Annotated in this window: 13 protein-coding genes; 6 read left to right on the forward strand and 7 right to left on the reverse strand. The window is 65.3% G+C overall.

Annotated features, from left to right (window positions below):
• Positions 1–433 (forward strand): DUF5131 family protein (locus HYH07_RS33315; protein ID WP_220006435.1); only part of this gene is annotated, 433 nt, incomplete at its 5' end.
• A gap of 12 nt (positions 434–445) precedes the next feature.
• On the opposite strand, the gene HYH07_RS33320 is transcribed toward HYH07_RS33315, so the two are convergent.
• Together HYH07_RS33320 and HYH07_RS33325 are read right to left on the reverse strand one after the other, a co-directional pair.
• Positions 446–1,180, reverse strand: coding sequence for a hypothetical protein (locus HYH07_RS33320; RefSeq protein WP_220006436.1), 735 nt, complete (start codon positions 1,178–1,180; stop codon positions 446–448).
• 87 nt (positions 1,181–1,267) lie between these two features.
• Positions 1,268–1,486 carry a hypothetical protein gene (locus HYH07_RS33325; RefSeq protein WP_220006437.1) on the reverse strand — a complete coding sequence of 73 codons (219 nt, stop codon included), beginning with the start codon at positions 1,484–1,486 and terminating at the stop codon, positions 1,268–1,270.
• A 218-nt stretch (positions 1,487–1,704) separates the two neighbouring features.
• Here HYH07_RS33325 and purD point away from each other — a divergent pair, with 218 nt between their 5' ends.
• Positions 1,705–2,988, forward strand: coding sequence for a phosphoribosylamine--glycine ligase (gene purD, locus HYH07_RS33330; RefSeq protein ID WP_220006438.1), 1,284 nt, complete (start codon positions 1,705–1,707; stop codon positions 2,986–2,988).
• A gap of 199 nt (positions 2,989–3,187) precedes the next feature.
• The gene (locus tag HYH07_RS33335; protein ID WP_220006439.1) at positions 3,188–4,090 is read left to right on the forward strand and encodes an alpha/beta fold hydrolase; all 903 of its coding nucleotides are present in this window, start codon (positions 3,188–3,190) and stop codon (positions 4,088–4,090) included.
• A 145-nt stretch (positions 4,091–4,235) separates the two neighbouring features.
• Here HYH07_RS33335 and HYH07_RS33340 read toward each other — a convergent pair whose 3' ends face one another.
• Positions 4,236–4,694, reverse strand: a complete 459-nt coding sequence (locus HYH07_RS33340) for a nucleoside deaminase (RefSeq protein ID WP_220006440.1) — start codon at positions 4,692–4,694, stop codon at positions 4,236–4,238.
• A gap of 121 nt (positions 4,695–4,815) precedes the next feature.
• Here HYH07_RS33340 and HYH07_RS33345 point away from each other — a divergent pair, with 121 nt between their 5' ends.
• Positions 4,816–6,735, forward strand: coding sequence for a pseudouridine synthase (locus HYH07_RS33345; RefSeq protein WP_220006441.1), 1,920 nt, complete (start codon positions 4,816–4,818; stop codon positions 6,733–6,735).
• A gap of 1 nt (position 6,736) precedes the next feature.
• Positions 6,737–7,294: a 16S rRNA (guanine(966)-N(2))-methyltransferase RsmD gene (rsmD, locus tag HYH07_RS33350; RefSeq protein ID WP_220006442.1), complete on the forward strand. Its 558-nt coding sequence runs from the start codon at positions 6,737–6,739 to the stop codon at positions 7,292–7,294.
• 185 nt (positions 7,295–7,479) lie between these two features.
• On the opposite strand, the gene mutL is transcribed toward rsmD, so the two are convergent.
• Entirely contained in the window at positions 7,480–9,294 is a 1,815-nt protein-coding gene (gene mutL / locus HYH07_RS33355) for a DNA mismatch repair endonuclease MutL (protein ID WP_220006443.1), read from the reverse strand.
• A 292-nt stretch (positions 9,295–9,586) separates the two neighbouring features.
• On the opposite strand from mutL, the gene HYH07_RS33360 reads away from it, so the two are divergent.
• Positions 9,587–9,895, forward strand: a complete 309-nt coding sequence (locus HYH07_RS33360; RefSeq protein ID WP_220006444.1) for a hypothetical protein — start codon at positions 9,587–9,589, stop codon at positions 9,893–9,895.
• Positions 9,896–9,952: 57 nt separating this feature from the next.
• Here HYH07_RS33360 and arfB read toward each other — a convergent pair whose 3' ends face one another.
• The 3 genes from arfB to HYH07_RS33375 all read right to left on the reverse strand — a co-directional run bounded on the left by arfB (position 9,953) and on the right by HYH07_RS33375 (position 13,257).
• Positions 9,953–10,369, reverse strand: a complete 417-nt coding sequence (gene arfB / locus HYH07_RS33365; RefSeq protein WP_220006445.1) for an alternative ribosome rescue aminoacyl-tRNA hydrolase ArfB — start codon at positions 10,367–10,369, stop codon at positions 9,953–9,955.
• Between the two features lie 120 nt (positions 10,370–10,489).
• Positions 10,490–11,866 carry a pitrilysin family protein gene (locus tag HYH07_RS33370; RefSeq protein ID WP_220006446.1) on the reverse strand — a complete coding sequence of 459 codons (1,377 nt, stop codon included), beginning with the start codon at positions 11,864–11,866 and terminating at the stop codon, positions 10,490–10,492.
• A complete protein-coding gene (locus HYH07_RS33375) occupies positions 11,863–13,257 on the reverse strand; it encodes a pitrilysin family protein (RefSeq protein ID WP_220006447.1) in 1,395 nt (464 codons plus the stop codon). The genes HYH07_RS33370 and HYH07_RS33375 overlap by 4 nt, the downstream gene beginning before the upstream one ends.
• Positions 13,258–13,316 lie beyond the last annotated feature (59 nt).

A 13,316-nucleotide genomic window follows, 5' to 3' on the forward strand; every position in this document is an offset into this window, starting at 1 on the left:
GATGCAGGCGACGCCGCAGCACACCTATCAAATTCTGACCAAGCGGCCGGATCGGATGGCCGTCATCACCGCATCATTGCCGGTGCTGCCGAACGTATGGCTCGGTACGAGCGTCGAGAGCACAGACTATCTCAGTCGCATTGATGAACTTCGCAAGGTCCGTGCTGCCGTCAGGTTTGTCTCATTTGAACCCTTACTCGGTTCGGTGGCTGATGCCGATCTGAACGGCATTCAATGGGCCATAGTCGGTGGCGAGAGCGGCCCGCGTTCGCGTCCGATGGCCGAGCAGTGGGTCGCGGAGATTGAGGCGGCATGTCGCAAGGCGAAGACGGCCTTTTTCTTCAAGCAGTGGGGCGGCGTTCGCAAAAAGAGCACCGGTAGGCACTATCGGGGCCGCACGTTTGATGAGATGCCGCGCGCCGTTGCGCCCTGAAGGTCTCGGCCGTTATGGCTCCGCCGTCGTGGTCGGATAGAACGTCTCTAGCCATGACCGCTTCAGTTTGGCAAAGCCAACGCGCGTCTCCAGCCCCCAATTTGCAGGAAAGAACTTGTCGAGCTGCTCACCGACCTGCACCGCGAGCCGTCCTATTTCAGAGATGACAGCTTCCAGCGCCGTTGCCTCAACGAACGGGCCGATCACTGCCTCGCCGTCTTTTTGCGGTCGCATCATCCAAGACGACTTCATGTTGGGGTGACCCGCGAGTTCAGACAAGAGTTCGTACATCTCAGCGCGCTTCTTCGACGTAAAGCCATCGCGGGCGTCGAGCGCCTCCCGAACTTTTACCGGAGAGAACTCCCTTATGCGCGCCTTCTTGTCGGCGAACCGCCAGCGCTCGATGAGCGGGCGTTCGCCAGCGAACAAGTCGAGCAAAAAAGCTGTTTCCATGACGTCGCGCAGAATGAGTGCGCTGTTTTGATGATAGCCAGAAAGCGACAGCTTGATGCTTGCCCCGAACGCGTTGAAGGTCCGCATGCCAAGGATCATGGCGACCTTTAGGTCTTCATCGTGGGTGTCGAATTTGCGCAGGCTGTCGGCCAAGTCCATCGCCGCTTCTGTCACCGCGAGGTGCAACTGCAGCCGAGGATCGGCGGCGACCATGCTGCGTGCCTTCTGACGCAGCAGCTCTTCGGCGCTGTGGAGACTGTACAGATTTTCGGGAATGTCTCGGGTCGAGGTCAAGAGGCAATCGCCGCGCGGTCTTCTTTTCGGAGCCCCGCATCACGATCCTGAGCGCTTCATCCGGCATCGGCGTTGCCGTACATCGCGTCAGGATTGTGTTTTCTGGTCGCGGACTGGACTGACTATTTCAATTTGCTCGTCCGTAATCGTATTGAAAGTCGCGGTTGTCACCGACGAGTTGGCCGCAATCGCGGCGGCGGACACCGACATCTCTGCCGAGCTAAAAAGAGGGTAGTTAATTGCGGGTCCAACGGTGAGCGCGGATGCGATAGTGATCACAAGGACGGTTTTGGCGGGTTGGTTCATTGATAATTCCTATTATTGTTGATGATATATTATTTATACGCGGCAATCCGCCCAAGCCGCCCTGGACCGAAAATATTTTACTGGCTTGGGTGAGGCTATGGGCCCTCGGCTTCGCCGCGACCCGGAATGCCGGGGGAGTCCGCCCCACCCCCCTTGAGCCTCACCCCGATTCGTGCGACCTCCGGCCCCAGCAAAACCCCTCATTTTCCGAGCCTTCGATGCACATTCTCCTGCTTGGTTCCGGCGGCCGCGAACATGCTCTGGCGTGGAAGATCGCAGCCTCTCCCCTGGTGACCAAACTCTGGTGCGCGCCCGGCAATGCCGGCATCGCGCGCGAGGCGGAATGCGTGGCGCTCGATGTCGCCGACCATGCCGCCGTGATCGACTTCTGCAAAAAGAACGCGGTCGAGCTGGTGGTGGTCGGCCCGGAGACGCCGCTGGCGGCCGGCATCGTCGATGATCTCACAGCTATCGGCATCAAGGCGTTCGGGCCGAACAAGATCCCGGCCCAGCTCGAAAGCTCCAAGGGGTTCACCAAGGCGCTGTGCACCGAGTTCGGCATTCCCACCGGCGCCTACCAGCGCTTCACCAACGCGGATGACGCGCGCGCCTATGTGCAGAGCCAGGGCGCGCCGATCGTGGTCAAGGCCGACGGCCTTGCCGCCGGCAAGGGCGTGGTCGTCGCCAAAACCGTGCGCGAGGCGGAGGACGCCATCGCCATGATGTTCGAGGGCGCCTTTGGCGAGGCCGGTGCCGAAGTCGTGATCGAGGAATTTCTGGCGGGCCGCGAGATCAGCTTCTTCGCGCTCTGCGACGGCGAGACCGCGATTCCACTCGCCTCGGCGCAGGACCACAAGCGCGTGTTCGACCACGACGTCGGCCCGAACACCGGCGGCATGGGCGCCTATTCGCCGACGCCTTTGGTGACGCCGGCGATCCACGACGCGATCATGGCGAAAATCATCTTGCCGACGGTCGCAGGCATGAAGCAGCGCGGCACGCCGTTCCGCGGCGTGCTTTACGCCGGGATCATGCTGACGACGCAGGGCCCAAAGCTGTTCGAGTTCAACGTCCGCTTCGGCGACCCTGAATGCCAGGTGCTGATGCTGCGCATGATGAGCGACATCGTGCCGGCGTTGCTTGCGGCCTGCGACGGCCAGCTGAAGAATTTTGACCTGCGCTGGTACAAGGAGTCGGCACTGACGGTGGTGATGGCGGCAAAAGGCTATCCCGGCGACTATCAGAAGGGCACGCGGATCGAGGGGCTCGATGACGCGGCCAAGGTCGACACCGTCGAGATCTTCCACGCCGGCACCGTCGCGAAGGACGGCGCCATCCTCGCCAATGGCGGCCGCGTGCTCAATGTCTGCGCGCTGGGCGCGACCGTGACGGAGGCGCAGGCGCGCGCCTATCAGGCCGTCGACCTGATACGCTGGCCGGAGGGCTTTTGCCGCCGCGACATCGGCTGGCAGGCTGTGGAAGCCGAGAAGGCGCGCAGCTAGCCTTGCGTCATTCCGGACGGCGCGCGCCACGCGCGCCGATCCGGAATCTCGAGCTGTGGGCCCCATCTCGACATTGCAGAAATGCGCAATCAGCAGATGGGGTTAGCCGCCCCGCTGATAATACCGCTACTGTGCATGGGGTTGTTTTCGACTTTTGCTTCGTCGGGCCCCCGCGACTGACCAGACAAGGATGCAGAAGATGTCCGATCTCGCCGACCTCTATCCCGGCTTCGCCTCCGAATGGACCGACACCTCGTTCGGCCGCATCTTCGCCCGCGTCGGTGGCAAGGGGCCGCCGCTGCTGCTCTTGCACGGCTTCTCCGAGACGCATGTGATGTGGCACCGCGTCGCGCCTGAGCTGGCCGAGCAGTTCACGCTGATCATCGCCGACCTGCCTGGCTATGGCTGGTCCGACATGCCCGAGAGCGATGCGCTGCACATGCCATACTCCAAGCGCGCGATGGCCAAGGCGATGGTCGAGATGATGGAGCGCCTCGGCCACGTCCACTTCGCGCTGGCCGGCCACGACCGCGGCGGCCGCGTGTCATATCGGCTGGCGCTCGATCATCCCGGCCGGCTGTCGAAGCTCGCCGTGCTCGATATCCTGCCGACCTATAATTACTGGGAGCGGATGAACCGCGCCTATGCGCTGAAGATCTACCACTGGACCTTCCTGGCCCAGCCGGCCCCGCTGCCGGAGACGCTGATCTCCGGGCAGGGCGAATTCTTCCTGCGCTTCAAGATGGCGAGCCAGACCAAGTCGAAGACGCTGGATGCGATCGATCCGCGCGCGCTTGCGCACTACATCGCCCCGTTCCGCGATCCCGCCCGCATTCACGCGATGTGCGAGGACTACCGCGCCGGCGCCTATATCGACTACGATTTGGACAAGGCCGATTTCGAAGCGGGCAAGAAGATCACCGTGCCGATGCTGGCGCTGTGGGGCAACGCCGGGATCGCCCAGGCCGCCGCAACCCCGCTCGACATCTGGAAGCAATGGGCCACCAACGTCGACGGCATGCCGGTCGACTCCGGCCACTTCCTCACCGAGGAGAACCCCGACGTGACCGCCAAGGCGCTGCAGGACTTCTTCTTGGCTTAGCGTCGCTGCCCGCCACACCCGCAACTGTCATCGCCCGGCTCGACCGGGCGATCCAGTACTCCGTGACGGATATGGTTGAGCCGGCAGGCCGCGGCGTGCTGGATGCCCCGGTCGAGCCGGGGCATGACAGTGGAGTGCGTATCCCCTAACGCCGCTCGCGAAAGAACTCCTTGAGCAGCCGCGCCGCCTCGCTCTCGCCGACCCCGGAATAGACATCCGGGGCGTGGTGGCAGGTCGGGGAGGCAAAGAACCGCACGCCTGACTCCACCGCGCCGCCCTTGGGGTCGGCCGCGCCGTAATAGAGCCGCCGGACCCTTGCAAAGGAGATCGCGCCCGCACACATGGTGCAGGGCTCCAGCGTCACGTAGAGGTCGCAGTCGACCAGCCGCTCGCTGCCGATCTTCTTCGCCGCCTCGCGCAGCGCAATGATCTCGGCGTGGCCCGTGGGGTCGTAATCGGTCAGCGTCCGGTTGGCGGCGGTGGCGATGACCTCGTAATTCCGGACCACCACGCAGCCAACAGGAACTTCGCCCGCCTTTCCGGCATTTTCGGCCGTTTTGAGCGCCAAATCCATGAAAGAGGTGGCTTTCAAGCCTCGTATCATCCGAAGAAACCTGCTAGTAGCTGCGCCTTCAGCAGAAGTGCTTTACCCTGATTTGCCTGAGCATGCGGCTCGAAACGAGCGCGCATAATGCGTCTGGCCACCCCCGTAAGTGAGATCATTCATGCCTCGCGACAGCGACAAAGACAACGATTCCCGCGGCCGGCGAGGCCCGCCCAAAGGCGGCCGCAGCGGCAAGCCCCGTGGCCCCGAGAAGAAATTCGCCAAGCGCGGCTTTGAAGGCAAAGGCGATCGCGACAGAAGCCCGCCCCGCGGCGACCGCGACAGCCGCCCCTTCCGCCGCCGCGAGGAGGGCGACGCCCCGCGCCGCGATTTTTCCGACCGTCCCCGCTTCAGGCGCGACGATCGCAGCAGTGAGGGCCGCGGCGAGCGCAGCTTCAAGCCGCGTGGCGACCGCCCCTTCTCCGATCGTGGATCGCGCGATGGCGAGAAGCGCTCCTTCAAGCCGCGCGGAGATCGTCCGTCCTATGGCCGCGACGACCGTCCGCCGCGCAGCCGCGATCGCGACGATGCGCGTCCCGCCGGTCGCTTCGGCGACAAGAAGTTCGGCGACAAGCGCCCGCGTGGCGATCGTCCGGAACGCAAGTTCGACGGCGAGCGGAAGTTTTCGCGCGACCGCGGCGAGCGCAGCGATTCAAAGCCGTGGCAGAAGCGCGACGATCGCCCACGTGGCGACCGTCCGCGCAAGTCCTTCGATAGGGATTTCGGCGGCCGCGATCGCAGCGAGGAAAAACCCTGGCGTCAGCGCGATGATCGTCGCGACAGCGGCCGCGGCGAGGACCGTCCGCGCATCGCGCGCTCGCGCGACGATCGTGGGTCGGGTGACCGTCCGTTCCGAGAGCGTCCGAAATTCGATCGTCCGCGCGAGCGGCCGGAAGGCCGCATGGACTGGCAGGAGCATCCGCGCAGCGAAGGCCGCTTCCGCGACCGTCCGCGCCGCGACAACGAGGACGACGGCCGCATCTTCGAGAAGCGTCCGGCCTTCGGCGGCCGCGGCGCCTATCGCGAGCGCGAGCGTGATTTCGAAGGGCGTCCGCGCCGCGAAGAGGCCCCGAAGCCCAAGAAGGCCGGCGAGCGGATCGCCAAGGCGCTGGCACGTGCGGGTCTCGCCTCGCGCCGCGATGCCGAGGAGATGGTCACGCAGGGACGCGTCACCGTCAACGGCCGCGTCATCAACTCGCCGGCGCTCGACATCACCAAGAACGACGTCGTTCTGGTAGACGGCAAGCCCTTGCCGGAGCGCGAGCGCACGCGGCTGTTCCTCTATCACAAGCCGCGCGGGCTGATGACGACGCATGACGACCCCGAGGGCCGTCCGACCGTGTTCGACAATCTGCCCGAAGGGTTGCCGCGCCTGATCTCGGTCGGCCGGCTCGATTTCAACACCGAGGGTCTGCTGCTGCTCACCAATGACGGTGGTCTCGCGCGCACGCTCGAGCTGCCCGACACCGGCTGGCTGCGGCGCTACCGCGTTCGCGCCCATGGCGACATCACCCAGGCGCAGCTCGACCAGCTCAAGAACGGCATCGAGGTCGACGGCGTGAAATACGGTCCGATCGAGGCGACGCTGGAGCGCGACCAGGGCGCCAATGTCTGGCTGGTGTTCGCGATCCGCGAAGGCAAGAACCGCGAGGTGCGCAATGTCTGCGCCCATCTCGGGCTCGAGGTGAACCGTCTGATCCGCGTGTCCTACGGCCCGTTCCAGCTCGGCGAAGTGCCCGAGGGCCAGGTCGAGGAAGTCCGCGCGCGCGTATTGCGCGAGCAGCTCGGCGACAAGGTGATCGAGAAGTCGGGGGCGCAGTTCGACGTACCGAAGAAACCTGCCGACGGTGATGCATCCGGTCCCAAGACGTCCAAGCGCGCCGTGATCGCCGACCGCAAGGGCCGCCGCGTGCTGGTGCAGCGCACCGGCAGCGAGGAGGCGCGCGAGCGCAACGAGGAAGAGGCGAACGGCTACGGCCCGCCGCGCCGTCCCAAGCGCGGTTATCACGGCAAGCGCGATCTGACGCCGCGGGAGGACTAGCTTGCGTGTCGTCGGGGGTCGCTTGAAGGGGCGCAATCTCGCTTCACCGTCTTCGCGCGACATCCGTCCCACGGCGGATCGCTTGCGCGAGTCCGTGTTCAACATCCTCGTGCACGCCTATGACGATCCGATTCCCGACGCGCGCGTGCTCGACCTCTTCGCCGGCACCGGAGCGCTCGGCATCGAGGCGTCCTCGCGCGGTGCGAAGTTCACGCTGTTCGTGGACAATGGCGCGGAGGCGCGGGCGCTGCTGCGCAACAACGTCGAGTCGCTCGGCCTTGGTGGTGTCACCAAAGTCTATCGCCGCGATGCGACCGACCTCGGCCCCGCGCATCCCGTCGAGCCGTTCTCACTGGTGTTTCTCGACCCGCCCTACGGCAAGGGCTTTGCGGAGAAGGCACTCGTGAGCTTGCGCGATGGTGGCTGGCTGACGCCTGGCGCGCTGCTGGTGGTGGAGGAGGCGAAGGCCGCGCAGTTCGCGACGCCGGAGGGTTTTGAAGAGCTGGAGCGGCGGGCGTATGACGACACGGAGTTCGTGTTTCTGCGTAGGGCGGATTAGCGCAGCGTAATCCGCCACTATCTCTCTCCGCCGAGACAGAAGCGGTGGATTACGCCTTCGGCTAATCCACCCTACGACACTGCCGTAGAATGGGCAAAGCGAAGCGTGCCCACCACCTATCTCGATCACGGAAAGATGGTGGGCACGGCGCGTTGCGCCTTTGCCCACCCTACGAGACCGTCGGCCTATCGCCGCCCGAACAGCTTCTCCACATCTGCAAGCTTCAGCTCCACGTATGTCGGCCGGCCGTGGTTGCACTGGCCGGAGTTCGGCGTCTCCTCCATCTCGCGGAGCAGTGCGTTCATCTCCTCGGGCCGCAAGCGGCGGCCGGCGCGGACCGAGCCGTGGCAGGCCATGGTAGCGGCGACGTGCATCAGGCGGCGTTCGAGCGGCAGCGCCTCGTCCCACTCGGCCATGTGCTCGGAGAGATCGCGCAAGAGGCCGCCCGCATTGGTCTTGCCGAGCAGCGAGGGCGTCTCGCGCACCGCGACCGCGCCGGGGCCGAAGGATTCGATCGCGAGACCGAAGGAAGCAAGCTCCTCGCTGCGCTCGAGCAGCCGCTCGACCGTGGCCTCGTCCATCTCGACGATTTCGGGGATCAACAGGATCTGCCTCTGCACGCCGTTCTCGGCGAGTGACGCCTTGAGGCGCTCGTAGACGATCCGCTCATGCGCGGCGTGCTGGTCCACGATGATCAGGCCGTCGCGGGTCTGCGACACGATGTATGTCTCATGCAGCTGCGTGCGCGCCGCGCCGAGCGGGCGGTCGACGAGATCGGCAACAGGCTGTGGGTCGAACCGCACATCAGCGCTCGGCGCACCGACATCGAACGCAGCCTGCGCGCGCTCGGCAAAAGCGGGCGCGGCGGAGCCGTCGAATGTCGGCGTCGAAGCAACCGGTGCAGACGGCGAAGCCCGCCAGTCCCAGCTTGCCGGTCGTGGCGGCGTGAAGGCGGGACGGAACGAGGACAAGGCGCTCTCGCCGCTATTGGCCGCGGTGCGGCGTCCTTCGCGCGCGAGACCCTCCTTCAGTCCGTGCACGATCAGCGCACGCACGAGGCCGGCATTGCGGAAGCGCACCTCGGTCTTGGCCGGATGCACATTGGCGTCGACCTCGCGCGGGTCGAGCGTCACGAACAGCGCCAGCACCGGATGGCGGTCGCGCGGCAGATAATCGGCATAGGCGCCGCGCACCGCTCCCAGGATCAGCTTGTCGCGCACCGGCCGGCCGTTGACGAACAGATATTGTCCGAGCGCATTGGCCTTGGTCAGCGCGGGGGCCGCGGCATAGCCGGCGACGACGACGCCGTCGCGCTCGGCATGGACCTCGAAGGCATGGCTGCGGAACTCAGCGCCCAGGATGTCGCCAAGCCGCGTCAGCCGTCCGGCCGCGCCGGGCAGCGCGGCGGCCCAGGTGACAGGCACGCGCTCTTCGCCCGCGAGGGTGAACGCGACGTCAGGCCGTGCCATCGCGAGGCGTCGCACCACCTCGCGGATCGCTTCGGCTTCGGTACGATCGGTCTTCAGGAATTTCAGCCGCGCCGGCGTCGCGTAGAAGAGGTCGTTGACCTCGACGCGGGTGCCGTGCGCGAGCGCGGCCGGCATGATCTCGGACTTCTCGCCGCCCTCGACAGTGAGCGCCCAGGCATGCGGCTCGCTGGCATGCCGCGTCGTGATCGAGAGCCGCGCCACCGAGCCGATCGAAGGCAGTGCCTCGCCACGGAACCCGAGCGTGCGGATCTGGAGCAGATCCTCGTCGTCGAGCTTGGAGGTCGCATGGCGCTCGACCGCGAGCGCGAGGTCCTTCGCGGTCATGCCGCTGCCGTCGTCGGTAATGCCGATCCGCCGTCGGCCGCCGCCATCGCTGAAGACGTCGATCCGGCTCGCGCCGGCATCGATGGCGTTCTCGACGAGCTCCTTGACCACGCTCGCCGGGCGCTCGACCACCTCGCCGGCGGCGATGCGGTTGACGACCTGTTCTGGAAGCTGGCGGACGGGCATGGATTCGCTCAATGACGGCGCAGTTTATCCCCGCCGGAACGCAAATGCATGGGATAAGTCCCGCTACCCACATATCAGACCTGGATTTTCCGCACGCGCGTGTTCCTTGCCGCCGCATATGAGGAGCACGATTCCGCGAAAGCGCCGCGAAATCCCTAAACGATGACCACACGGTCGGGATTGCATCGCGAACGCGCCGTTCAGCTCTTTGCGCGATGGCGCGGTCCGGTCCAGACGAACGGCGTGGGGAACGGCCGAACCGCTCATCGCGAATAAAATCCAGGAGACATGGATGAAGTTGGTGAAGACCTCAGTGATCGCTTGCGCACTTTCCGCTCTGCTTGCGGGCCCCGTCCTGGCGCAAGGAATGTCATCGGACAGCAAGTTGCGAGGCGGCGCGCAAGGCAAGACGACGCAGGGCGGCGTCGCAGGCAACAGCGAGGAGGAGCTGGAAGCACAGTCGGGCGGTGCGAGCCAGACAGGCATGAAGCCGGCCAGGAGCACCAAGAGCACGGTCGGGACGACAGGAAGTGCCGCGCACAAGAGCGCAACCGACGGCTCGGCTGCGGGCGGGGCAACCACCAACGGCAAGCGCTACTGACGCGCGAGATCTGAGTGAACGGACCTCCGGTCGCGTGTCGGCCGGAGGTTTTTTCGATCAATCGTCGAAGCGGCCGCCGCGGCCGGCCTTGACGTCGCTGCGGCGCTTCTTGCCGTCGAGGCGCCGCTGCTTGGAAGCAAAGGTCGGCCGCGTCGCGCGGCGCGGCGTCGGCCGGACCATGGCCTCGGTGAGGATCTCGACGAGCCGGTCGATGGCGTCCTGCCGGTTACGCTCCTGGGTGCGAAAGCGCTGGGCGTGAATCACGATCACGCCGTCCTTGGTCATGCGCTGGCCGGCGATGCGGGCGAGCCGGATCATCGCATCCTCCGGGATGGTCAGCTTGCGCGTGTCGAAGCGCAGTTGCGCCGAGGTCGAGACCTTGTTGACGTTCTGCCCGCCCGGGCCGGAGGCGCGGACAAAGCCGATCTCGATGTCGTCCTCGTCGATGACGAGATCGCGGGATATCCGCAGCATGATGGCACCATTCGTGATGCCCCGACATATCGCGGAACATCCATGTTCGGCAATGGTGGGATGGCGGAAACGCAGATGGCCGGGACGAGCCCCGGCCATTTCAGGAAACATCAGCGGACGTCAGTTCGACTTCGTCGCCGGTCCCGCCGCCGCCGGCTGCGCAGCAGCCTGCGGTGCGCGGCCGACGATGACCGTCAGGAGCCCCTGGCTCCATAGCCGCTTGGCTGCGGCCTTGGCATCGTCCAGGGTCACAGCATCGACGATGGCGTTGCGCTTCTCGATATAATCGATCGGCAGCTTGTCCTGCTGATATTGCAACAGCGCCTGCGCGAGCTTTGAGGAGGTGTCAAGCACCAGCATCTGCGAGCCCTTGAGGTAGGACTTGGCCTCGTCAAGCTCCTTCTGGCTCGGACCCTCGTCGGCGATACGGCGGACCTCTTTCTCGATGGCATCCATGGTGTCGCCGGCACGGTCGGCGCGGGTGCCTGTGTTGCCGATGAAGATTCCCGAATGTTCCATCCACAGCAGCGATTCGAACACTGAATAAGCCAGTCCGCGCTTCTCGCGGACTTCGCGATAAAGCCGCGAGGACAGGCCGCCGCCACCGAGGATATGGTTGACGACATAGGCCGCCATGAAATTCGGATCATTGCGCATCACGCCGGGGCCGCCGAAGGTGATCACGGTCTGCGGCACGTCCAGCGGCACGAAGGCGCGCTGCGGTGGCTTCGCAGCCTCGACGTCGGGAACAGGCATCAGAGTGGCTTTGGCAGGCAAGCTGCCAAACGTGTGGTCGAGCAGTTTGCCCAAGGTCGCCGGATCGACGTCGCCGACCACGGCGATCTTCAGCGTGTCCCGGGCGAGGATGCGGCCGACATAATCCTTCATGTCCGCGACCGTGATGGTCGGCACGCTCTCCAGCGTGCCGTTGGTCTGTCGTCCATAGGGATGATCGCCGAAGGTCATCTCCAGGAATTTGCGGCTCGCGAGCGAGCTCGGATTGGTGGTGTCGCGGCGCAGGCCCGAGACGACCTGCGAGCGGACGCGCTCGACATCGGCCGTATCGAAATGCGGCGAGGTCAGCGCGGACCGGAGCAGGTCGAAGGCCTCGTCCTTGTTGTCGCGCAGCATGCGCAGGCTGCCGCGGAAGGTATCGCGGGTGGCGCTGAACGAGAGCTCGATGGCGCGGCGTTCGAGCCGCTCATGGAAGGTCTTGGAATCGAGATCGCCCGAGCCTTCGTCGAGCAGGTCGCCGACCAGATTGGCGACGCCGGGCTTGTCCTTGGGATCCTGCGCCGAGCCGCCGGCAAAGGAATATTCCATGGCAATCAGCGGCACGGTCGCGTCCTGGACGAACCATGCTTCGATGCCGCCCGGCGACACCAGGTGCTGGATCTTTGCTGCCGCCTGCGACGGCGAGACCGCGGCGAGCGCGAGCGCAGCGCCGGTGACGAAGGAAAGCGCGACGTGGCGCGCGCGAAGGATAGGATAGATCACGAACGCTTCTCCTCGCGCTTGGCGGCGGTGCTGGTGTCCTTGATCAGATAGCCGGTCACCGAGCGATTCTTCTCGATCCATTTTTGCGCAGCCTCACGGACCTGCTCGGCGGTGACGGCGCGGATGCGGTCGGGCCAGCTTCGGATATCCTCGATCGACAGGCCCGTGGTCAGTGCGCCGCCATACCAGCGCGCCAACACCGCCTGATTGTCCTGAGCGTAGATCGCTTCCGCAATGAGCTGGGTCTTGACCCGCTCGAGATCCTCGGCGCGGATCGGGTTCTGCGCAACGTCGGCGATCACGCGGTCGATCGCCTGCTCGACTTCGGTAAAGCTTACACCTGATTTCGGCGAGGCCGAGATCGCGAACTGGGTCGGATCGAGCGAGATGCTGGAATAGCTGGCGCTGGCCGAGACCGCGAGCGGCTTGTCGACGACGAGCGCGCGGTAGAGATAGGAGTTGCTGCCGCCGCCCATCAGCTGTGCGAGCACGTCGAGCGCAGCGCTTTCGCCAGCCGCGGCCGTCGTCGCCGAGGGCACCAGATAATAGCGGCGCAGGCTCGGCTGCTCGACGCGCGGGTCGGACAATGTGACGGTGCGCGGCGCCGCGGGCTCCGGCTCCTGCGGACGAATGCGACGGGCAGGGATCGACGGTTGCGACGGGATCGGACCGAAATTGCGCTCGACCAGCGGGCGCACCTCGGCGGCCTCGACATCGCCGGCGATGACCAGGATCGCATTGTTCGGCGCGTAGAACCGGCGATAGAAGGCCAGCGCGTCCTCGCGATTGAGCTTCTCGATCTCCTGGTGCCAGCCGATCACCGGACGGCCGTAGGGATGGTTGAGATAGAGCGCCGCCATGATCTGTTCATTGAGGCGCGCGTCGGGGCTGTTGGCAACGCGCATGTTGTACTCTTCGAGCACGACATCGCGCTCGGGCAGCACGTTCTCGTCCTTGAGCACCAGCCCGGTCATGCGATCGGCCTCGAACTCCATCATGGTCGGGAGCTGCTCTTTCGGCACGCGCTGGTAGTAGTTGGTGTAGTCGACCGAGGTCGAGGCGTTCTCGTTGCCGCCGACGCGGAGCACGGTCTGGGAGAATTCGCCGACGGGATGCTTCGACGTGCCCTTGAACATCAAATGTTCGAGGAAGTGGGCGAGACCGGATTTGCCGGGCGTCTCGTCGGCCGAGCCGACCTTGTACCAGATCATCTCGGTGACCACGGGCGTGCGGTGATCCGGGATCACCACAACCTGGAGGCCGTTGGGAAGCGTGAAGCTCGCGGGCGGTGCCGAGGTGACCGTCGTCTGGGCGAATGCGCTGCCGACGTTGAGGGCAGACGTCGAGAGCAGCGCGGCGAACAGGCAGGCAATCGATCGGTGTGAGGACATCACGATCCTTGTGAAAGCCCGGATCCTAATGATGTCCAGGCGTGAAAGCACGGCATGCT

It is taken from the genome of Bradyrhizobium sp. BR 10261 (genome assembly GCF_019455395.1).
GTDB classification, from domain to species: Bacteria; Pseudomonadota; Alphaproteobacteria; order Rhizobiales; family Xanthobacteraceae; genus Bradyrhizobium; species Bradyrhizobium manausense.